Origin of the sequence: Neisseria sp. DTU_2021_1001991_1_SI_NGA_ILE_055 (assembly GCF_032342915.1) — a bacterium.
Lineage (GTDB): Bacteria > Pseudomonadota > Gammaproteobacteria > Burkholderiales > Neisseriaceae > Neisseria.
Genome location: NZ_CP135440.1, coordinates 1,652,828 through 1,673,641, shown reverse-complemented (window position 1 = coordinate 1,673,641; position 20,814 = coordinate 1,652,828). Strand labels below are relative to the sequence as shown.

At 50.5% G+C, this 20,814-nt stretch carries 16 protein-coding genes; 11 read left to right on the top strand and 5 right to left on the bottom strand.

Features of this window, described 5'->3' with window-relative positions; translation table 11 throughout:
• Window positions 1-3,396, top strand: a complete 3,396-nt coding sequence (pilC, locus tag RRV97_RS07815; RefSeq protein ID WP_315611197.1) for a PilC family type IV pilus tip adhesin — start codon at window positions 1-3, stop codon at window positions 3,394-3,396.
• Between the two features lie 274 nt (window positions 3,397-3,670).
• Here pilC and RRV97_RS07810 read toward each other — a convergent pair whose 3' ends face one another.
• The 3 genes from RRV97_RS07810 to tal form a co-directional block, all read right to left on the bottom strand.
• A complete protein-coding gene (locus tag RRV97_RS07810; protein WP_049348785.1) occupies window positions 3,671-4,405 on the bottom strand; it encodes a LytR/AlgR family response regulator transcription factor in 735 nt (244 codons plus the stop codon).
• Between the two features lie 239 nt (window positions 4,406-4,644).
• On the bottom strand, window positions 4,645-5,532 hold the full coding sequence (gluQRS, locus tag RRV97_RS07805; RefSeq protein WP_315611196.1) for a tRNA glutamyl-Q(34) synthetase GluQRS: 888 nt from the start codon (window positions 5,530-5,532) through the stop codon (window positions 4,645-4,647).
• Between the two features lie 153 nt (window positions 5,533-5,685).
• On the bottom strand, window positions 5,686-6,741 hold the full coding sequence (tal, locus tag RRV97_RS07800) for a transaldolase (protein ID WP_315611195.1): 1,056 nt from the start codon (window positions 6,739-6,741) through the stop codon (window positions 5,686-5,688).
• A gap of 134 nt (window positions 6,742-6,875) precedes the next feature.
• On the opposite strand from tal, the gene RRV97_RS07795 reads away from it, so the two are divergent.
• The 7 genes from RRV97_RS07795 to hpf all read left to right on the top strand — a co-directional run bounded on the left by RRV97_RS07795 (window position 6,876) and on the right by hpf (window position 12,232).
• Window positions 6,876-7,850: a KpsF/GutQ family sugar-phosphate isomerase gene (locus RRV97_RS07795; RefSeq protein ID WP_314574373.1), complete on the top strand. Its 975-nt coding sequence runs from the start codon at window positions 6,876-6,878 to the stop codon at window positions 7,848-7,850.
• 66 nt (window positions 7,851-7,916) lie between these two features.
• A complete protein-coding gene (locus RRV97_RS07790; protein ID WP_254322320.1) occupies window positions 7,917-8,453 on the top strand; it encodes a KdsC family phosphatase in 537 nt (178 codons plus the stop codon).
• Window positions 8,450-9,031, top strand: coding sequence for an LPS export ABC transporter periplasmic protein LptC (gene lptC, locus RRV97_RS07785; protein ID WP_107792121.1), 582 nt, complete (start codon window positions 8,450-8,452; stop codon window positions 9,029-9,031). The genes RRV97_RS07790 and lptC overlap by 4 nt, the downstream gene beginning before the upstream one ends.
• The gene (gene lptA / locus RRV97_RS07780) at window positions 9,012-9,542 is read left to right on the top strand and encodes a lipopolysaccharide transport periplasmic protein LptA (RefSeq protein WP_003748337.1); all 531 of its coding nucleotides are present in this window, start codon (window positions 9,012-9,014) and stop codon (window positions 9,540-9,542) included. Before lptC ends, lptA begins: the two co-directional genes overlap by 20 nt.
• Before the next feature lie 70 nt (window positions 9,543-9,612).
• Window positions 9,613-10,347, top strand: coding sequence for an LPS export ABC transporter ATP-binding protein (lptB, locus tag RRV97_RS07775; protein WP_003679854.1), 735 nt, complete (start codon window positions 9,613-9,615; stop codon window positions 10,345-10,347).
• A 165-nt stretch (window positions 10,348-10,512) separates the two neighbouring features.
• Window positions 10,513-11,868 carry an RNA polymerase factor sigma-54 gene (rpoN, locus tag RRV97_RS07770; RefSeq protein WP_315611194.1) on the top strand — a complete coding sequence of 452 codons (1,356 nt, stop codon included), beginning with the start codon at window positions 10,513-10,515 and terminating at the stop codon, window positions 11,866-11,868.
• 49 nt (window positions 11,869-11,917) lie between these two features.
• On the top strand, window positions 11,918-12,232 hold the full coding sequence (gene hpf, locus RRV97_RS07765) for a ribosome hibernation-promoting factor, HPF/YfiA family (protein WP_003748344.1): 315 nt from the start codon (window positions 11,918-11,920) through the stop codon (window positions 12,230-12,232).
• Between the two features lie 73 nt (window positions 12,233-12,305).
• Here the strand turns inward: hpf and RRV97_RS07760 are convergent, their stop codons facing one another.
• Both RRV97_RS07760 and pgi read right to left on the bottom strand, forming a co-directional pair.
• Window positions 12,306-13,583, bottom strand: coding sequence for an AmpG family muropeptide MFS transporter (locus tag RRV97_RS07760; protein ID WP_315611193.1), 1,278 nt, complete (start codon window positions 13,581-13,583; stop codon window positions 12,306-12,308).
• Between the two features lie 204 nt (window positions 13,584-13,787).
• A complete protein-coding gene (gene pgi, locus RRV97_RS07755; RefSeq protein ID WP_315611192.1) occupies window positions 13,788-15,428 on the bottom strand; it encodes a glucose-6-phosphate isomerase in 1,641 nt (546 codons plus the stop codon).
• A 257-nt stretch (window positions 15,429-15,685) separates the two neighbouring features.
• On the opposite strand from pgi, the gene RRV97_RS07750 reads away from it, so the two are divergent.
• The 3 genes from RRV97_RS07750 to parC all read left to right on the top strand — a co-directional run bounded on the left by RRV97_RS07750 (window position 15,686) and on the right by parC (window position 20,758).
• Window positions 15,686-16,729 carry a LacI family DNA-binding transcriptional regulator gene (locus RRV97_RS07750; RefSeq protein ID WP_049348777.1) on the top strand — a complete coding sequence of 348 codons (1,044 nt, stop codon included), beginning with the start codon at window positions 15,686-15,688 and terminating at the stop codon, window positions 16,727-16,729.
• A gap of 195 nt (window positions 16,730-16,924) precedes the next feature.
• Window positions 16,925-18,247, top strand: coding sequence for an MFS transporter (locus RRV97_RS07745; protein ID WP_315611191.1), 1,323 nt, complete (start codon window positions 16,925-16,927; stop codon window positions 18,245-18,247).
• A gap of 207 nt (window positions 18,248-18,454) precedes the next feature.
• Window positions 18,455-20,758 (top strand): DNA topoisomerase IV subunit A, encoded by a 2,304-nt coding sequence (gene parC / locus RRV97_RS07740; RefSeq protein WP_315611189.1) that lies wholly within the window; start codon window positions 18,455-18,457, stop codon window positions 20,756-20,758.
• Window positions 20,759-20,814: the final 56 nt, after the last annotated feature.

Sequence of the window (20,814 nt, the reverse complement as noted above, 5' to 3'; positions counted from 1 at the left end):
ATGAAAAAAGAACACATTATGCAAAACGCTCCATCAGGCCGCCATCGCCTCATTCATGCAAGCGTCGCTTCCGCTTTAGCGCTTATCAGCTTTTCCGTTCAGGCAAATACGCAGCAATTTGCCCAAACTCCTTTTTACCTGCAAAACAAAACCGACGTCAGCGGCCAACCCAAAGTCAAACACAATATTATGTTTTTGATTGATGACTCGGGCAGTATGCAATGGAATGTGCAAGGTAAGGAAACATCTGTATTGGCTGATAAAAGAATAACGATTACTAAGGAGGCCCTAAAATCGGTATTGAAAGAGTATGGCGAAAAACAACGGTTCCAATGGGGTTTGCAAACCCTGCATAATAATGGTCGTACTGATATTCCAGATGAGAAGGGCTTTACCGATGATTGGCAGGACGTTCAAAGGAGGGTAGATGGTATCGACCCTGGTCATGCTACGCCAATCACGCGCCGTTATTATGAAGTAGTCAAAAACTTTGTGATGCCCAATATCAAATACCGTTGTCAGAAGTCTTATGTGATTGTGATGTCGGACGGTGATGCTAATATGAGTTGTAGCAATCAGAGTTATGGGGAGGATCCGAGAGAGTCGCGTAATACCAACTTTAACTACGATAGAAATTATTATTATTCAGGTTATTACCGTGATATTGAGCATAGTGCAGATACGCCTGCATACCAATATTTCGGTCCGTCTGAGGCAAAAGCTTATGAGAATAATCATAAGCAAGGCGAAAAATTTGGCTATTTTGATTTGCCGATTTATGACCCGACGCAGAATATTCCGGAAGGGGAAAAAAAATTCCAATGTCAAAATACAAGGTATAGAAAAGATGCATCTGGTAATTGGGTTTTTTTGCCTGGTTATAAGAATGGTAAACGTGAAGTCGAAGGTATTGGCGAAATCATTGTTCCTTATTGGGATAGGAACTATATGGATGAAAAACGCGGTATGCGTTTCTTCAGTCAAACTTTGGCAGAAAAAGACATTAAAACAGCAAAAGACGGTTTAGATACTGCGGGTAAAAGCTGGGATGGTGATCCAAGTGATCCCAAAGGCGTAGATTACAGCAAGCAATTGGTTCAGACTTTTACTGTGGGTTTTGGTGAAGGAATTTCTAAAGTCGGGAGAGAGTATCTGGAAAAGGGTGCGAGCCGTCCAGACTGGTATTTTAAGGCTGAGAAAAAAGAAGATTTGCTTGAAGCCTTTAAAACCATTGTCGAGAATATTGAAAGCGACAGTAAAAATGTAAAATTTGAAGGAGTATCCTCTACTGCTCCGGCAACGACCAGTACAGGTATTCCCGATATGGCGGCAACGGTTCATTTGAATACCGGCTCTTGGAGCAGTCAGCTACGTTTCTATAAATTAAATCGAGACGGGACGGTAGCTAGCTCTTCTGAATTTTCGCAGCCATCATTTGCAGGCCGTCTGACTTTGGTTAATGATGGCAGGAAAACCTATTTTATCGATAGCGTTGCAGATAATGAGGCTGAAAATTCTGATTTTGGCATTTCAGACGGCAGTGCAAAAGATAAGTTGGAATGGAAAAATGCATTGCTGAAATGGACTGGCCGAGCAGGGAGTGATGAAGCCATTAAAGCGGATGCAGGAGCAAAAGATTATAGCCAGTCTTATCGTATCCGTCCGACTGACCCTAATGATTCAAATAAAGATGAACGTAATTTAGGCGATATTTTAGACGGTTCGGTTGCAGCTATTGGGGATAAGGATAAAGGCCGTCAAGAGTTTTTGGTCGCCGCTGCTAATGACGGCATGGTACATATTTTCCGTCGTAATGATACGTCAAGCAATCCTTATGACCTGAAACTCAGCTATATCCCGGCAAGCATGGAGCGCGAGGACGAGAAAGGTCAAGCAACAACTTTGGGCAAAGTTCTGAAGGATATTGCTCGTGAGGGCTATGGTTCCACAAAAGGACAACCACACCGCTATATGGTCAATGGTGGTTTTGTTCTCCGTCAAACGCCTGATAAGAAGCAAACCTTTATGTTTGGTGCGATGGGTCAGGGCGGACGCGGTGCGTATGCGTTGAATATTGGTGCAGTGGCTGACAGTGTTCGTAGTAGTAGTTGGAATACGACTGTACCTTTGTTTGAAACAAAAAAAGGCACAGATAATAAGCTGGGTTATACCATTGGTTCGACACAAATCGGCCGTGTGTCTATCAAGCGCGATACTACTCCGGTTAATCTGGAATCTGATGTGCGTTATGCAGGCTTCTTGGCCAGCGGCTATCGTACTGAAGATGTGAACAGTGCCGATAATGAAACGGCTTTATATGTCTATGATATGACAGGCAAAGAGGCTGGGACGAAAGGTACAGGAAGTAATGTTTCTGACGCCGGTAAGCTCTTGGCTAAAATTCCTGCACCGGATGGCAAAGGCGGCCTCTCTACCCCTACTTTGGTAGATACCGATTTTGACGGCATTGTCGATATTGCCTATGCCGGCGACCGTTACGGCAATATGTTCCGTTTCGACTTGAGTGGCGAAACACCTTCCAAATGGTCTGCGCAGATGATTTTCCAAGGTTCGGGTAATCAACCGATTACGTCTGCGCCTGCGGTATCGCGCCGCAGCAAAGATAAGTATGTTGTTATTTTTGGTACAGGTAGCGAGATTTATCAGAATGAATTGAATAATACCAACGGTCAAATCAATGCCGTTTACGGTATTTACGATGATGTATCTGATAAAGCAGTTTTGGCAAACAGCAGTGAGTTGGAACAGCAAACCAGAGAAAGTGACGGCGAACACATTTACGTCAGCGACAATAAGGTTGGTGAAGGTAAAAAAGGCTGGAGTCTGACTTTAGATCCGAATGAACGTGTGACTGTCAAACCGACGATGATTTTGCGTACAGCCGTTGTGACCATCCGCAAGTATGAAACCAAAACAATTCATACTGACTCTTCCAGTGCCGATGTTTGTTTGCCTGACAGTACGTCCACACAAACGACTGCGAAAACGATTATTCTGGGCGTCAATGCGGAAAACGGTGGCCGTTTGGGTTTGCGTGATGCGCGTATTTCCGATAAAAATCGCCGATTCATCATCAAACGTGAAAACAACGGTCAAGTTTATTACGCCAGCGGTATGGTGTTTGACGGCGTGGTCAACTTTACTTATCTGAACGGCTCTAAGGCCGATGATTCTCCGGTAACCGCCGATGGCGATAGCGGCGGCACGGGTACGGATAAAGAGTTGAACGCTACGCCGAACGTGCCAAACAATAAATGTTTTGCAACCCAAGCCGAGCGCAGTCTGTTGACCAACTCTGATAAGATGCACAGTCTGAAAGTAGAAGGCCGGAAATGCGGACTCAAACGCATCAGCTGGCGTGAATTGTTCTTTTAATCGGTAAGGCTTGAGTATCGAGGCCGTCTGAATTGTTCAGACGGCCTTTTCTGTTGAGTGATAATAATTGAGAGATGTTAGATTAAAAAATAGAAAACCTTGTTTGTGGGTAAAACGGTTTGATTAAATTAAAAGCCTGGATAAGTCCAGACGGTAGGTTTTAGTCGTTTCTTTTTTCTGTTTTCTGTTATTGAAATGAGAAGTTAAAAGGCCGTCTGAAAATATCTTTTCAGACGGCCTTTGATTTAAAAAGAGCTAGTTAAAGAGCGCATTGTTAGATGCTGTTTTTAATGATTTTCCGCAGGGTGGATAGTTGTCGGCGGCTGACGGGCAACGGGGTTGGGATATCGAGAATTTTTGCGCCCCATGTGGATGCGTATTCGTCGTTTTCGTCATCGTCCAATCGAATCAGGCTGTCGAGGGTGTGGCGGAAGACGAGGGCGTTGCGGTGGATGCGGATGACTTTGTCGCCCAGTAATTCTTCCCAGTAAACCAATGTTTTCGGTAATTCGAAGCTTTGACCGTCGCCGGTAAACAGATAGACGGTTTTGTGTTCCGCCATCAGGTAACGCGCCTGTTGCCAGGGGATTTCAACCATGCGCTCGCGGTTGTACACTTTGAAATGGGTGAAACTGTCTGCTTTTTCGCGGTTTTTCTCGATGATGCGGTCAAGCGCGGTTTGCAGGCGGGTCATTTTGATCGGTTTGAGCAGATAGTCTGCAGCAGCCAGCTCGAACGCGCGCAGGGCGTGTTCTTCGTAGGCTGTGGTGAAGACAATCTCCGGCTGGCGTTTGGCGGTACGCTTGATGCGTTCGACAAACTCGAGACCGTCGATTTCCGGCATGCCGATGTCGGCAAAGACAATGTCGACTTCGTGGACGCTCAGCCATTCCAATGCTGGCATGGCATGGTGAAAGACGTTGAGCAGTACGACATTGCATTCTTCCAATAATACACGCAAGCGTTCTGCTGCTAATACTTCGTCTTCTACAATAATGGCACTTGGCATAGCGGTATTTCTTTTTGTTGTATCGTGGGAGATCTGCCGCGCTTTGTCATCCTCAATAACGCGCCAGCCGTATGTTGTTGCAACCTTGAAATTATCAGTTTGTGACAATTTTAGGAAATTTTTGAAATATACATGATTTTTCGCTTCTTGGGCATGGTTTGGAATGAATCGGAAGATTACTTACATAATTTTATGAAATATTGTAATACCTAGAGTAATTTTGTTGTAACCATGCTAATTTAGTCCGTGATAATGGACGATTTTGGGATTTTGTCCATTTGCCAGTGCGCTACCACCCAATCGAGTAATTCTTGCGGACGGTTTACGGTGGGGGCATCGGGTAGGTTGAGGTAGGTTAGGACTTGGCGTAGGAGTTGTTCTTTTTGATTCAAATCCAAAGCCGGGGCAAGGGTTTGTTTCGACCATTTTTGCCCTTGATTGTTGGTCAATAGGGGAAGGTGGGCGTAGGCCGGTGTGGGAACGCCGAGGCATTGTTGCAGATAGATTTGGCGCGGCGTGGAAACGAGCAAGTCCTGACCGCGGACAATATGGGTTATTCCTTGATCGGCATCGTCGGCAACCACGGCAAGCTGATATGCCCAATAGCCGTCGGCACGAAGCAGGACAAAATCGCCGATATCGTGTGCCAGATTTTGTGCGTAATGTCCGACAATGCCGTCTGAAAAACCGATCATGCGATCAGGAACTTGAATGCGCCATGCCGGAGTTTTGTTTTGCGTGTCAGGTCTTTGCTGAGGATTGCGGCAACGGCCGTTATATACAAATCCGTCTGCGCCATGTGTTGCCGCCGCCTGCCAGTCTTTGCGGCTGCAATAGCAGGGATAGACCAGTCCGGCGGTTTGCAGACGGCATAGGGTTTCTTCATACAGGGCGTAACGGCGGCTCTGATAGGCGACTTCTCCGTCCCACTCGAATCCGAATGCCTCAAGCGTGTGCAGGATATGGCTTGCCGCCCCCGGCATTTCGCGCGGCGGATCGAGGTCTTCCATGCGGACCAGCCATTTGCCGCCGTTTGAGCGTGCATCGGCATAGGAAGCGACGGCGGTCAGCAGCGAGCCGATGTGGAGCAGCCCGGTAGGGCTGGGGGCGAAACGTCCTATATACATGGCAGGGTATTTGTGTAGGGCAGGGCATTATGCCTGCACGGTATTCAAATCGTGATAGAAAAGGGCGTGCCGTACACGCCCGAATTTGGTTTTCAGACGGCCTGAGACTTTTCAAAATGATTTAAGTTTCAATCGGCCGTCTGTTTAATCCGCTTAAGCCAAGGGAGCCAGCAGTTTGGCGAAAGCATCTTCAAATTGTTTCAAACCGTCTTCCTGCAAACGCGTTGCCAAAGTTTCGACATCAATGCCGAGTTTGGCGGTTTCGGCAAGCTGCGCTTGGGCTTCGTCCACACCTTCGGTCAACGTGGCTTTGGCGGTACCGTGGTCGATAAAGGATTTGAGTGTCGCATCGGGAACGGTGTTGACGGTATGGGCACCAATCAGGCTGTCAACGTACAACGTGTCAGGATAGGCAGGGTTTTTTACACCGGTAGATGCCCACAAAAGTTGTACGCGGTTGGCACCTTTTTCGGCAAGTGCGGCAAATTCGCTGCTGCCGAAGTATTGTGCCCAATCTTGATAGGCGGCTTTGGCCAGCGCAATAGCGACTTTGCCTTTGAGGTGGTCGGGCAGGGTGGCGTCCAATGCGGCATCGACACGGGAAATAAAGAAGCTGGCGACAACTTGGATATGGGAAACATCATGTCCCGCTTCCAAACGTTTGGCAATGCCGCGCGCGTAGGCCGCATAGGCTTTGAGGGTTTGGGTACGGGAGAAAAGCAGGGTCAGGTTGACGCTGATGCCGTCTGAAACGAGGGTTTCGAGTGCTTCGATGCCTTCGTCGGTTGCCGGTACTTTAATCATGGCATTTTTACGGCCGATGGCAGCGTGCAGGCGGCGCGCTTCTTCAACCGTGCCTTGTGCGTCTTTGGATAATTCGGGCGAAACTTCGAGGCTGACGAAGCCGGTTTTGCCGCCGGTGGATTCGTGTTCGGCAAGACATACGTCGCAAGCGGCTTGTACGTCGGCAACCGCCATGGTTTCGTAGCGTTGTTTAGGGGTCAGGTCTTGCTGTTTGAGTGCGGCTACTTCGTCGGCGTACAGGGCGTCTCCGGCAAAGGCTTTTTGGAAAATGGCAGGATTGGAAGTTACGCCGCACACGCCCTGTTTCAGCATTTCGGCCAATTCGCCGCTTTGTACCAGCGAACGGGAGAGGTTGTCCAACCAGATTTGTTGTCCTAATGCTTTAACGTCCGATAAAATAGTCATCTCTGATTCCTTTTACATAATAGGTTTGTTTGTGAAGTGGCGGTAATGCTACGCCGATTCGATGAATTTGAACAGTTTACAGCTGATTAATTTGGGCAAAACAAACCTAAATTCAAGCATGAAAGGCGGCTTTGATGGCGGAAAACACACTTTATCTCGACTGGGCGCGCGATGTATTGGATACGGAAGCCGAAGGTTTGCGTGAAATTGCGGCGGCTTTGAACCATGATTTTGTCCGTGCGGCGGAAGCGTTGTTGCACTGCAAGGGCAGGGTGGTCATTACCGGTATGGGCAAGTCCGGACACATCGGCCGCAAAATGGCGGCAACCATGGCTTCGACCGGTACGCCTGCGTTTTTCGTCCACCCTGCCGAAGCGGCGCACGGCGATTTGGGCATGATTGTGGACCACGATGTCGTGGTTGCGATTTCCAATTCCGGCGAAAGCGATGAAATTGCAGCGATTATTCCGGCGTTGAAACGCAAAAACATCACGCTTATTTGTATCACTGCCCATCCGACTTCCACCATGGCGCGCCATGCCGATATCCATATTACCGCGGCGGTTTCCAAAGAAGCCTGCCCGCTCGGTCTTGCGCCGACTTCCAGTACGACTGCCGTCATGGCGTTGGGCGATGCGCTGGCGGTGGTATTGTTGCGTGCACGCGCGTTCACGCCCGACGATTTTGCTTTAAGCCATCCGGCCGGCAGCTTGGGCAAACGCCTACTGTTGCGTGTGGCGGATATTATGCACAAAGACGAAGCCCTGCCTGCCGTTTTGTTGGGTACGCCGTTGAAAGAGGCCATTGTCCGCATGAGTGAAAAAGGCTTGGGCATGTTGGCGGTAACCGATGCCGAAGGCCGTCTGAAAGGCGTATTTACCGATGGCGACTTGCGCCGTCTGTTTCAAGAACGCGACAGCTTTGCCGGTTTGAAAGTGGATGACATCATGCACGCTTCGCCGAAAACCATCTCTGCCGACCGCCTGGCCACCGAAGCTTTGAAAGCCATGCAAAGCGGCCATGTGAACGGTTTGTTGGTGGTCGAAGAAAACGGCATGCTGATTGGCGCGCTGAACATGCACGATTTATTGATGGCACGAATTGTCTGAATCGACGGCAAAAACGTTTTCAGACGGCCTTATGCTAGAATAGGCCGTCTGAAATAAGGAAACCTTATGCAAAACCTCTCTTCCGACCTGCAACAACGCGCTTTAGGCATCAAACTGCTGATACTGGATGTGGACGGCGTTTTGACCGACGGCCGCATTTTTATCCGTGACAACGGCGAAGAAATCAAATCGTTCCACACTTTGGACGGACACGGTTTGAAAATGCTTCAGGCCAGCGGCGTGCAAACGGCGATTATTACCGGCCGCGATGCGCCTTCCGTCGGTATCCGCGTGAAGCAGCTCGGTATCAACTATTACTTCAAAGGCATTCACGACAAACGTGCCGCCTACGCCCAATTGCGCGAACAGGCCGGTGTGGAGGAGCATGAGTGCGCCTTTGTCGGCGACGATGTTGTCGATTTGCCAGTGATGGTGCGTTGCGGATTGGCGGCCGCCGTCCCCGAAGCGCATTGGTTTACTTTGCAATACGCCCATTATGTAACCCGACGTTCCGGCGGCGCAGGCGCGGTGCGTGAAGTGTGCGATTTGATTATGCAGGCGCAAGGTACGCTTGAACCTGCTTTGAAAGAGTATGTACGATGAAAATCAGATGGCGTTACGGAATCGCCTTTCCGCTGGTGTTGGCCGTTTCACTCGGCGCACTGGCGGCGTGGCTCGGCCGCATCAGCGAAGTGCAGGTCGAAGAAGTTGTCCTCAATCCGAATGAGCCGCAATATTCAATGAAAGGCATCAACGGCAAACGTTTTGACCAAGAAGGCCGTCTGAAAGAAGACCTGAGCGCGGCCGATGCCGTTCAATATCCCAATAGCGCGGACGTGCATTTGGACAAACCGCATCTTTCGTTTTACCGCGACGGCAGCCTGTTGTACGAAGTCGGCAGCGACAAGGCCGTGTACAATATCCAAAACAAAAAAGTCGTTTTTGAACAAAATGTTGTCTTAAACAAAGCGGCAGATGCCAAGCGTTTGGCCGGCATCGTCAAAACCGAACGTTTGAATGTCGATACCGAGGCGCAATACGCCCATACCGACAGCCCCGTTACTTTCCAATACGGACAGTCCGGCGGTCAGGCAAACGGCATGACTTATGACCACAAAACCGGTTTGCTGAATTTCCCTTCCAAAGTGAAAGCCACAATTTATGATACAAAAAATTTGTAAAACCTTAGCCCTTGTTGCCGTTTTTGCCGCCAGCCCGGCCTTTGCCCTGCAAAGCGACAGCAAGCAGCCGATTCAAATCGAAGCCGACCAAGGCTCGCTTGACCAAAACAACCAAAGCACCACCTTTTCCGGCAACGTCATCATCAAACAAGGCACGCTCAATATCCGTGCCGGCAGCGTAACCGTTTCGCGCAACGACAAAAGCGAACAGTTGATGAAAGCCACCGGCTCGCCCGTCAAATTCAGCCAAGAGTTGGACGGCGGCAAAGGCGTGGTCAACGGCCAAGCCAATACCGTGACGTATTCTTCCGCAGCCAACCTCGTTACCCTGTCCGGCAATGCCAAAGTACAGCGCGGCGGCGATGTGGCCGAAGGTGCGGTCATCACGTACAACACCAAAACAGAGGTTTACACCATCAACGGCAGCGCCAAATCCGGTGTGAAATCCGCCGCGAAATCCGGCCGCGTCAGCGTGGTCATCCAGCCGTCTAGCACGCAGAAAAACAAATAAGAAAACACACAAAAAGGCCGTCTGAAAAAGGTTCAGACGGCCTGAGGTCAATATCGAAAGTCAACAGAATATGAGCGCAAACAACAGCCGTCTTGTGGTTCAAAACCTGCAAAAAAGTTTCAAAAAACGCCAAGTCGTCAAAAGCTTCTCCCTTGAAATCGAAAGTGGCGAAGTCATCGGCCTGCTCGGCCCCAACGGCGCGGGTAAGACCACCAGCTTTTACATGATAGTCGGCCTGATTGCCGCCGATGCAGGCAGCGTAATGTTGGACGGCCAAGAATTGCGCCACCTGCCCATTCACGAACGCGCCCGCCTCGGTGTCGGCTATCTGCCGCAGGAAGCCTCGATTTTCCGCAAAATGACCGTGGAACAAAATATCCGCGCTATTTTGGAAATCAGTATGAAGGACAAAAGCCGCATTGATGCCGAACTGGAAAAACTGTTGGCCGATTTGAACATCGAACGCCTGCGCAACAACCCTGCACCGTCCTTGTCCGGCGGCGAACGCCGCCGTGTCGAAATCGCGCGCGTGTTGGCCATGCAGCCGCGTTTCATTTTGTTGGACGAACCTTTTGCCGGTGTTGACCCGATTGCCGTCATCGATATTCAGAAAATCATCGAGTTCCTCAAATCACGCGGTATCGGCGTATTGATTACCGACCACAACGTGCGCGAAACCCTCAGCATCTGCGACCGTGCATACATCATCAGCGACGGTACGGTATTGGCTTCAGGCAAGCCGGATGATTTGGTCAACAATGAACAAGTCCGTTCGGTTTATTTGGGCGAAAATTTCAAATATTGAATGCATATTTGACGGTATATGAAGCCCTCATTTCGATTGAGGGCGGCTATAAATATTGGAATAATCACTAAAAATACAAATATAATACCGATAACCTAATCTTTCAGACGGCCTGCCGTATAAAGGCCGTCTGAAAAACTATCCATACATTTCGAATCAAACACTATGTCTTCACTCGTCCTTAAACTCAAACAGACCCAGCAGCTCAACCAGCGGCTGCAGCAGTCTCTGCGCATCTTGCAGATGTCGGGTCTTGAGCTTGAGCGCGAAGTGGAAGACTGGTTGTCAGACAATCCTCTGCTTGAGCGTCCGGAAAGCGATGAGTTTGCCGATAGCGGGCTCAACCGTGCCGTTACCATGCCGCGTGCCGGTCAGCAGTTGGGCGGCGACGATGCCGAAGATATTTGGAGCAACATCGCCGAAGAAGAGGATTTCAAACACTATCTGCATGCCCAAGTGTGCGAGCATCCGCTCTCGCAAGTGGAGGCGGCCTATGTTCATGTCTTGATTGATTTTTTGGACGAACAAGGCTACCTCACCGACAGCCTCGAAGAAATCATCGACCACACGCCGTTGGAATGGATGCTGGACGAAGAAGCCCTGCAAAATGCGCTGGACGTATTGCAAACCTTTGACCCGCCCGGCGTGGCGGCGGCCGATTTGACCGAGTCGCTCATGCTGCAGCTGATGCGTTTGCCGGCTTCTCCGGCCAGACAAATGGCCGCGCATTTGGTGCAAAGTTCGCTTCAAGATTTGGGCAAAAACCGTAAACAAAACGTTCTGCGTTTCCGCAAACTTTATCCCCAGGCCGACAGCGAAACCATAGAAGCCGCACTTGATATGATTGCCAGCTTGAATCCTTATCCGGCTTACGGCTTCGCTTCTGCCACCCCTACGCCTTATATTCAGCCTGACGTTTGGGTGAGAGAGGGCAAGGACGGCTGGGAAGTCATCAGCAACGAAGCGGCCTGGCCGAAGCTGCAGCTCAATCAGGAATATTGCGACCTGATGAAGGCGGCGGAAGAGGGCGCGCCGGAGTGGAAGGAAAAAATCAGTGAAGCCAAACAGCGCATTGATTCTTTGGAACTGCGCAAAAGCACAGTCCTCCGCCTTGCCGAGTATATCGTCAAGAATCAGGAAGATTTTTTCATCTTCGGAGAAATCGGCCTGTCGCCCATGCTGATGAAAGATGCCGCCGCCGAATTGGGTTTGGCGGAAAGCACCATTTCGCGCGCCGCCAATCAGAAATATTTGTCTTGCCCGCGCGGCCTGTTTGCGTTACGCTATTTCTTTACACAGGCAGTCAATGCCGACGATGAGGGCGAAGGGTTCAGCCAAGGCGCAATCAAAGCCGTATTAAGCCAGCTGATTGAAAGCGAAGACAGCAGCAAACCCTATTCGGACGAGACCCTCGTCAAATTATTAAAACAACGCGGCATTGAAATTGCCAGACGTACAGTTGCTAAATATAGAGAATCATTAGACATACCACCGGCACACAAACGAAAATTTACCGAGTAGATATATTCCGATCCGTTTTGACGGACTAACCAACCGAAGGAGCTGTATCATGAATCTGAAAATCACCGGTCTGAATTTTGATGTTACCGAAGCCATCAAAAACTACGTTTCCGACAAGTTGGCACGAATCAGCCGCCACGCCGACAACATCATCTCCGTGACCATTACGCTCTCGGTGGAAAAAGTCAGCCAAAAAGCCGAAGCCGATGTCCATCTGGCAGGCAAAGATTTGCACGTTGAAGCGATTGAACAGGATATGTACGCCGCGATTGATGTTTTGATGGACAAACTCGACCGCGCTGTTTTGAAACATAAAGAAAAAAGCGGCGATGTCCGCAGCACTGTCAAACCTGAAGCAGAATAAAGTTTTTGTATGATAAAGGCCGTCTGAACATTCAGACGGCCTTTTGTTTTACTAGAAGTTTTAGACTGGCAATCTAGTTACTCACTTTTTCGCCATTCCATGGTGCCACTTTAAACAGCAGCAACATGCCCGGTATGCCCAAAGCGAAACACAGCCAGTAGAAATTAAAGTAACCCATCGCTTCAATCAGATAGCCTGCCGAAGCATTGATAAATGTACGTGGAACGGCTGACAGGCTGGTAAAGAGGGCTAATTGTGTGGCCGTAAATGCAGGATTGGTTTCACGAGCCATATAGGCAACAAACGCCGCTGTACCCAGACCTACGCCTGCTGCTTCTGCACCAATCACGGCCGCAAGCATCATTTGCTCTGTCAGTGTGATGGTTTCAAACTTGCCAAAATTTGCCAACCAGGCAAAGCCTAGAATAGTAACCCATTGCGCCACGCCGAAAACCCACAAAGCCCTGTTGATACCAAGTTTCAACATCCAAATGCCGCCTACAATACCGGCAATGACGGCAGGCCATAAACCGGCATTTTTGGCAATGAGGCCGATGTCGGTTTTGCTGAAGCCCATGTCCAGATAAAACGGCGTTGCCAGGGAAGTCGCCATACTGTCGCCCAGTTTGTAGAGGAAGATAAACAGCAATACCAATATGGCCTGTTTGATTCCTTTGCGGGAGAAGAACTCACTAAAAGGGTCGGAAACCGTTTGGGCAAATGTACGCGACACAGATGGTGGAATGTCAGGCTCTTTGGCTAAAAACAGGGTCATCAGCAGACCGGGCAGCATAAATAGTGCAGTAATGATGAATACGTTGTGCCAAGACATCAAGTCGGCCAAAATCAAGCTGAGCGAGCCGGGTACCAAAGCGGCGATACGGTAGGCGTTGACGTGGATAGAGTTGCCTAAGCCTAATTCTTCATCTGACAAAATTTCGCGGCGAAATGCATCCAATACAATGTCTTGGCTGGCAGAAAAAAAGGCGACCACCAACGATAAGCCCATAATTACATATAAATGCTGAGCAGGATTTAGGAAGGCGTAAATGAGCAAGGTCAGCAGCAAACCAATTTGTGTCACCAGCATCCAACCGCGCCGCCGTCCTAAAAAAGGTAATCTGACCAAATCAATGACGGGAGACCAGATAAATTTCCAAGTGAAAGGCAGCCCGATAAGTGCCATCAGGCCGATGGTTTTCAAATCGACATGTTCGCTGCGCAACCATGCCGGAATCAGGTTGATCAGAAAATAAAGCGGCAGCCCCGAAGTGAAGCCTGTAAAGATACAAATCAGCATACTGCGCGAGAAAATCTTGCGCCAAGTGCCGGATTGGGGTGCGGTTGTCATAGTGAAATCAATAAAAAAGAAAAGGGATATTGTAGCAAAGATGGGGGATATGGCGAATGAACTTCTGTTATCTTTATCGAATAATGAGAGGCCGTCTGAAACTGAATGGATAAAGTTTCAGACGGCCTTTTGTTGGAACAAGCCGATAGAGTTTTGAAATATCCGTAAGACAGGCAGAGTGCTTGTCTTACGGATATTTTATTTTCAGACGGCCTTCGATGCTGCGTTGCAGTTGCGGTAGAAGGCGATCAGACCGTTGGTGGAGCTGTCGTGTGCCGGGGTGCCGCGTTCGAGTTCGGGTTCGATGGTTTTGGCCAGCTCTTTACCGTATTCCACGCCCCATTGGTCGAAGGGGTTGATACGCCAAATTACGCCCTGAACGAAGGTGCGGTGTTCGTAAGCCGCCATCAGCATGCCGAGGTTGAAAGGTGTCAGGCTGTCGATGAGTAGGCTGTTGCTCGGGCGGTTACCGGGGAATTCTTTTTGCGGTGCAAGGCGGTCGCGTTCGTCTTGGGGCAGGGCGGCCAATTCGATTTGCACTTCGTCTAAGGTTTTGCCTTTCATCAGCGCTTCGGCTTGGGCGAAGGCATTGGCAACGGTAAAGCGGTGTTGGCGGTGGTTGCCGTAGACTGTGGTCATGGGGACGATGAAGTCGACGGGAATCAGACGCGTGCCTTGGTGCAGAAGCTGGAAGTAGGCATGTTGGCAGTTGACGCCTTCATCGCCGAAGACAATGCCGCCAGTGGTGCAGGAAACGGGTTGGCCGTCTGAAGTACGCTGTTTGCCGAGGCTTTCCATATCGAGCTGGTTGAGCCATGGTGTGAAGAGGCGCATGTTGTGGCTGTATGGGACAACGGTTTGGCCGTCTGAATGTTGGAAGTTGTTGTACCAAACGTTGATGAGTGCCATCAGGACGGGAATGTTGTGGCGGAATGGCGTTTCGAAGAAGTGGGTGTCCATCGCGTGTGCGCCGGCCAGCATTTTGCGGAATGCTTTTTCGCCGACGGCAACCATCAGCGGCAGGCCGATGGGCGACCAGACGGAATAGCGGCCGCCGACCCAGTCGGACATGGCGAAGACTTTGTCGGGGGAAATGCCGAAGTTTTGGGCTGCGGCCACATCGGCGGAAATGGCACAGAAGTGTCGGTAGATGCCGGAATCGGGCAAACCTGCATCGCGGTACCAAGTACGCGCGGCGTAGGCATTGAGCAGGGTTTCCGGTGTGCGGAACGATTTGCTGGCAATGCTGAATACGGTGGTTTCAGGGTTGAGGCCGAGAAGGGTTTGGGTCAAGTCGGCATCATCGGAGTTGCTGACAAAATGGACGCGGATGTTTTGCCAATAGGGTTGCAGCGCCTGTGTGGCCATACGCGGGCCCAAATCGGAGCCGCCGATGCCGATGTGAACCAAGTCGGTAATCGGTTTGCCGGTAATGCCTGCGTGGGTGCCGTCCAAAAGTTGGCGTGCGAACTCGAGGGTGCGGTTGAGTTCGTGATGAACTTTGGACACGATGTTTTCGCCGTCAACGTAAATGGGTTGGGCATTGGCAGGCAGGCGCAGGGCGGTGTGGAGGACGGCGCGGTGTTCGCTGGTGTTGATTTTTTCGCCGTTGATCATGGCCTGCATATATTGTGGCAAATCGGCTGCTTCGGCCAGTCGGCACAATAAATCAAGGGTATTTTCATCCAGACGGTTTTTGCTGTAATCAAATAACAAACCGTGCAGAATTTCGTGCATATTGTTGAAACGTTCGGCATCTGCAGCGAAACGTTCGCGCAGGGTAACGTGTTGCGTATCGGCATGATGGGCTTCCAAGGCCTGCCATGCGTCTGAGTATGCGGTCATCTCGTTTCCTTAGTATGTAACGGTAAAATAAGCAGGATAGATAGGTATTTTCTGCTTTTTTGTAGTGACTTGTAGTTTAACAAATTTGAACAGGTTTTGGGAGGTGGCGGGGGTGATTTTGTTTAAGAAATGTATGCAAAATGAAAAAGAAATGATTGATTATCATCAAGTTTCTGTAAAAAAAGGGGTATGACACCGATGTCTGCTGTGTTATCCTATGTAACATTATTGAAATCCTGTCGGGGCGGGTTCGTAAGATGGCTACAATTTATGATGTCGCTGCTTATGCCGGAGTATCTCCCAAGACGGTCAGCCGGGTGATTAACGGCGATGCGCCGGTCAGCGATAAAACCCGTTCCAAAGTAGAAACAGCGATTGCCGCTTTGGGCTATATCCCGTCTTCTGCGGCGCGGATTATGCGGTCCCACCGTTCCGGCTTGGTCGGCCTGATTACCGGCGCCATTTCGCGGACGGGCGAGAATACGGGCGGACACGGCATTCCGGATATGTTCTTGATTAAGGGCATTCAGCAGCGGATTCGCGCACAAGGCAAGATTTTGATGATTGCCGACATCGACAACAAGCCGGGTCAGCCCGGTCAGATGGAGCCGCTGATCCGTACCTTTATGGAACACCGTGCCGAGGGGATTTTATATGTGGCCGGTTTCCATCAGGAAGTATTGCTGCCGGAGGTGCCCAACCGCTGCCCGATGGTGTTGGTCAACTGCTTTGATTTGGCAGGTACGCCGTCGGTTTTGCCGGACGACGAAGCAGGGCAGTATGGCTTGGTGCGCCGGATTATCCAAAGCGGACACAAACGGATTGCTTATGTGACTTTGCAGCCGGGCGTGGAAGCGACGAGATTGAGATTGGCCGGATACCGCCGGGCTTTGGCGGATGCGGATATTGTCTTCGATCCTGATTTGGTGCAAACTGGTTATCCTGACTTCAGCAATGACAGCGGATCTTTGATTTCGGCTATTTTGAAATTGCTGTCTTTGCCGATTCCGCCGACGGTAATTTGCTGCGGCAACGATGAAATGGCCGTGCGCGTTTACGGGATTTTGAGGACGCGCGGCGTGCGGGTTCCCGAGCAAGTCTCCGTTGCCGGATATGATAACCACAGCGCGATTGCGGAAACGCTGTTTCCGCCGTTGACCAGCACCGAGCTGCCTTATCTGCGCATGGGCGAAATGGCGGCGGATTTGCTGTTCCAATACATCGAACATCCGGCCGGTACGGCTCAGCCCGTCAAGGTCGTTGGGGAAACCATCTGGCGTCAGTCTGTAATGAATAAATAGTTTCAGACGGCCTAAAAATAAGCTTTAAACAACACAAACACACATCAAAACAAGATTATATAAACGGTCAAAATAAAGGCCGTCTGAAAACAGGGTTGCCTCATTAAAAAAGGCGGCCCAATACAATAAGAGCGTCATACCGCTGAAATTGGAGTTTGTTGTTTCCATAGTTTATTATCCAGGAGTAGCCTTCCTATGAAAATCTCCCCACAAGTGGCGATGACACTTCGCCAGATTATGCTGATGAACTTCGGTTTCTTCGGTATTCAATATAGCTTCGGGTTGCAGCAAACTGCGATTAACCCGATTTTCAGCTTTCTTCATGCCGACCCGAGCCAATTGCCGATTTTGAATATGGCAGGCCCGATTACCGGTTTGCTGGTGCAGCCGATGATTGGTGCGATGAGTGACCGCACTTGGGTGCCTGGATTGGGCCGCCGCCGTCCGTATTTCTTGATCGGTGCCATCGGTTGCAGCCTCTGTCTCTTTATCTATCCGCATGTTACCGCCTTGTGGGTGGCCGTATTGCTGCTGTGGCTCTTGGACATCAGTAACAATACTGCAATGGAACCTTTCCGTGCCTTTATTGCCGATACTGTGCCTGAACACCAGCAATCTACCGGTTTCTTGATGCAGTCTGTGTTTACCGGTTTGGGTATTACACTGGCCAACCTTTCCCTCTTCATCTTCCAGCAAATCGGCTGGTTGCAACAAACTTCCGAAGCGGGTATCCCGTATTGGGTATTCGGTTCGTTTTATATTGGTGCGGTCTGCTCCATCGGTTCGGTTTTGGTTACCGTTTTATCAACGGCCGAACGCGAGCCCAGCCCTGAAGAAATGGCGGCCATTAAAGCCCAGCCGAGCGGTCCGGCTCATGCTGTTAAAGATATTGTCGTTGCCGTGCGCGAAATGCCGACTGCCCTGTGGCAACTGGCTTTGGTATATCTCTTCCAATGGTACGCGCTCTTCATCTACTGGCAATATATTTCCCACAGTATCGTCCAATCCGTTTGGAATTCGACTGTTGAAAATACCGAAGCGTATAGTCAAGCGGTTGCATGGACCGGCCTGGTAAACGCTTCCTACAACGTTGTAACCTTTATCTCTGCCTTCGGCCTGATGTGGATGGCGCGCAAATACGCCGCCAAATATGTTCACGCCTTTGCCGTAACCCTTGCCGCGCTGGCCTTGCTCACCATTCCGCACATTGGCAACAAATACCTGATGTTTGCGCCGATGATTGGTTTCGGTGTCGGCTGGGCAAGTATGATGGGCGTGCCGTTTATGATTGTGGTCGGTTCTATTCCGAAAGAACGTTACGGCGTGTACATGGGTATTGTGAACATGATGATTGTGATTCCAATGCTGATTGAAACCGTATCTTTCGGCTGGGTGTACAAAACCTTCTTGGGTTCAAACCCTGCCAACGCGATGACTTTTGCCGGTGTTTCTCTGGCCATTGCCGCCGCGTTGACCTTAACCATTAAAACTGCGGCCAAACCGGCTACTGCAGAATAACGAAGTTTTGATTTAAAACCAAAATGAAAAGGCCGTCTGAAACATGAAAGGGTTTCAGACGGCCTTTTTGGTCGAAACAAATCATATTTGCCGACTTGATTCGGTAAGCCTTATTGCCGCCGAGCTACCGTTCATCACTCAAATTGGCTATGACTACCGATTTTGCTTTACAATATCCTCTTTAATTTATTTCGTTTTACCATCCTGATGACAGAACACATTTCCGCTCCAAGCCCATCTCCTATCGGCGAAGACTACCTGCTGTTAGGTCAATACGCCGAACGCGCTTATCTCGAATACGCCATGAGCGTGGTCAAAGGCCGCGCGCTGCCTGAAGTTTCAGACGGCCAAAAGCCTGTACAACGACGTATTTTGTTTGCCATGCGCGATATGGGTTTGACGGCGGGGGCGAAGCCGGTGAAATCGGCGCGCGTGGTCGGCGAGATTTTGGGTAAATACCATCCGCACGGCGACATTTCTGCCTATGAGGCGATGGTGCGCATGGCGCAGGATTTTACCTTGCGCTATCCCTTAATTGACGGCATCGGCAACTTCGGTTCGCGCGACGGCGACGGGGCGGCGGCGATGCGTTACACCGAAGCGCGGCTGACGCCGATTGCGGAATTGCTGTTGTCCGAAATCAATCAGGGTACGGTGGATTTTGTGCCGAACTACGACGGCGCGTTTGACGAACCTGTACACCTGCCTGCCCGCTTGCCTATGGTCTTGCTCAACGGCGCGTCGGGCATTGCGGTGGGCATGGCGACCGAAATTCCATCGCACAATTTAAACGAAGTCACACAGGCGGCGATTGCGCTGTTGAAAAAGCCAACGCTGGAAACCGCCGACCTGATGCAATATATTCCCGCCCCCGATTTTGCCGGCGGCGGTCAAATCATCACGCCGGCGGACGAATTGCGCCGGATTTACGAAACCGGCAAAGGCAGCGTGCGCGTACGTGCGCGTTACGAAATCGAGAAATTGGCACGCGGACAATGGCGCGTGATTGTGACCGAACTGCCGCCGAACGCCAACTCCGCCAAAATCCTTGCCGAAATCGAAGAGCAGACCAACCCGAAACCGAAAGCGGGCAAAAAGCAGCTCAACCAAGACCAGCTCAACACCAAAAAGCTGATGCTGGATTTAATCGACCGCGTGCGCGACGAGTCGGACGGCGAACATCCCGTACGCCTAGTGTTCGAGCCGAAATCTAGCCGCATCGATACGGATACCTTCATCAACACGCTGATGGCGCAGACTTCGCTGGAAGGCAATGTGTCCATGAACTTGGTGATGATGGGTTTGGACAACCGCCCTGCGCAGAAAAACCTGAAAACGATTTTGCAGGAGTGGTTGGATTTCCGCGTCGTGACCGTAACACGCCGTCTGAAATTCCGTTTGAACCAAGTGGAAAAACGGCTGCATATCCTTGAAGGCCGTCTGAAAGTCTTTCTGCACATTGACGAAGTGATTAAAGTCATTCGCGAATCAGACGACCCGAAAGCCGATTTGATGGCGGCGTTCGGGCTGACCGAAATCCAAGCCGAAGACATTTTGGAAATCCGCCTGCGTCAGTTGGCGCGTTTGGAAGGTTTCAAACTCGAAAAAGAATTGAACGAATTGCGCGAGGAACAAGGTCGTCTGAATATCCTTTTGGGCGACGAAAACGAGAAACGCAAGCTGATTATCAAAGAGATGCAGGCGGACATGAAGCAGTTTGGCGACGCGCGCCGCACGCTGGTGGAAGAAGCCGGACGCGCCGTGTTGACGCAGACTACCGCCGATGAGCCGATCACGCTGATTTTGTCGGAAAAAGGGTGGATACGCAGCCGTGCCGGACACAACCTTGATTTGAGCCAAACTGCGTTCAAAGAAGGCGACCGCCTCAAGCAAACCCTTGAAGGGCGCACCGTTTTACCTGTCGTCATTCTCGACTCATTGGGCAGAACCTACACGCTCGATGCCGCCGAAATCCCCGGCGGGCGCGGCGACGGCGTGCCGGTTTCATCCTTAATCGAGCTGCAAAACGGCGCCAAACCCGTCGCCATGCTTACCGGCCAGCCCGAACAGCACTACCTGCTCTCAGGCAGCGGCGGCTACGGCTTCATCGCCAAGCTGGGCGATATGGTCGGACGTGTGAAAGCGGGCAAAGTGGTGATGACTGTGGACAGCGGCGAAACCGTCCTGCCGCCGGTTGCCGTCTATGCTTCTTCACTGATTAATCCCGACTGCAAAGTTGTACTGGCCAGCAGCGACCACCGCCTCTTGGTGTTTTCCATCGGCGAACTCAAAGTCATGCCCAAAGGGCGCGGTTTGCAGTTGATGTCGTTGGCCGAGGGTGCATCTTTGGAGCACATTATGGTGACGACCTCTCCTGAGTTTACCGTTGTATCGGTCGGCCGCCGCGGCGCCGAGCATCAGGAAAAACTGCGGATTGCCGATATTGACGGCAAGCGCGGTAAAAAAGGCAAGGTATTGGAAATATCAGGCCGTCTGAAAAGTTTGTCCTGAAACAAGAACAAATATATCTAAATAAATTAAATTTATACGACATTGCATGAAAATAA

Excerpts from the sequence above, each read along its gene's own strand:
- tal (WP_315611195.1), bottom strand. The coding sequence starts at position 6,741 with ATGACTATTTTATCGGACGTTAAAGCATTAGGACAACAAATCTGGTTG.
- pgi (WP_315611192.1), bottom strand. The coding sequence starts at position 15,428 with ATGACCGCATACTCAGACGCATGGCAGGCCTTGGAAGCCCATCATGCC.
- gluQRS (WP_315611196.1), bottom strand. The coding sequence starts at position 5,532 with ATGTATATAGGACGTTTCGCCCCCAGCCCTACCGGGCTGCTCCACATC.
- RRV97_RS07795 (WP_314574373.1), top strand. The coding sequence starts at position 6,876 with ATGGCGGAAAACACACTTTATCTCGACTGGGCGCGCGATGTATTGGAT.
- RRV97_RS07750 (WP_049348777.1), top strand. The coding sequence starts at position 15,686 with ATGGCTACAATTTATGATGTCGCTGCTTATGCCGGAGTATCTCCCAAG.
- pilC (WP_315611197.1), top strand. The coding sequence starts at position 1 with ATGAAAAAAGAACACATTATGCAAAACGCTCCATCAGGCCGCCATCGC.
- lptC (WP_107792121.1), top strand. The coding sequence starts at position 8,450 with ATGAAAATCAGATGGCGTTACGGAATCGCCTTTCCGCTGGTGTTGGCC.
- RRV97_RS07810 (WP_049348785.1), bottom strand. The coding sequence starts at position 4,405 with ATGCCAAGTGCCATTATTGTAGAAGACGAAGTATTAGCAGCAGAACGC.
- RRV97_RS07745 (WP_315611191.1), top strand. The coding sequence starts at position 16,925 with ATGAAAATCTCCCCACAAGTGGCGATGACACTTCGCCAGATTATGCTG.
- lptB (WP_003679854.1), top strand. The coding sequence starts at position 9,613 with ATGAGCGCAAACAACAGCCGTCTTGTGGTTCAAAACCTGCAAAAAAGT.
- hpf (WP_003748344.1), top strand. The coding sequence starts at position 11,918 with ATGAATCTGAAAATCACCGGTCTGAATTTTGATGTTACCGAAGCCATC.
- parC (WP_315611189.1), top strand. The coding sequence starts at position 18,455 with ATGACAGAACACATTTCCGCTCCAAGCCCATCTCCTATCGGCGAAGAC.
- lptA (WP_003748337.1), top strand. The coding sequence starts at position 9,012 with ATGATACAAAAAATTTGTAAAACCTTAGCCCTTGTTGCCGTTTTTGCC.
- rpoN (WP_315611194.1), top strand. The coding sequence starts at position 10,513 with ATGTCTTCACTCGTCCTTAAACTCAAACAGACCCAGCAGCTCAACCAG.
- RRV97_RS07760 (WP_315611193.1), bottom strand. The coding sequence starts at position 13,583 with ATGACAACCGCACCCCAATCCGGCACTTGGCGCAAGATTTTCTCGCGC.
- RRV97_RS07790 (WP_254322320.1), top strand. The coding sequence starts at position 7,917 with ATGCAAAACCTCTCTTCCGACCTGCAACAACGCGCTTTAGGCATCAAA.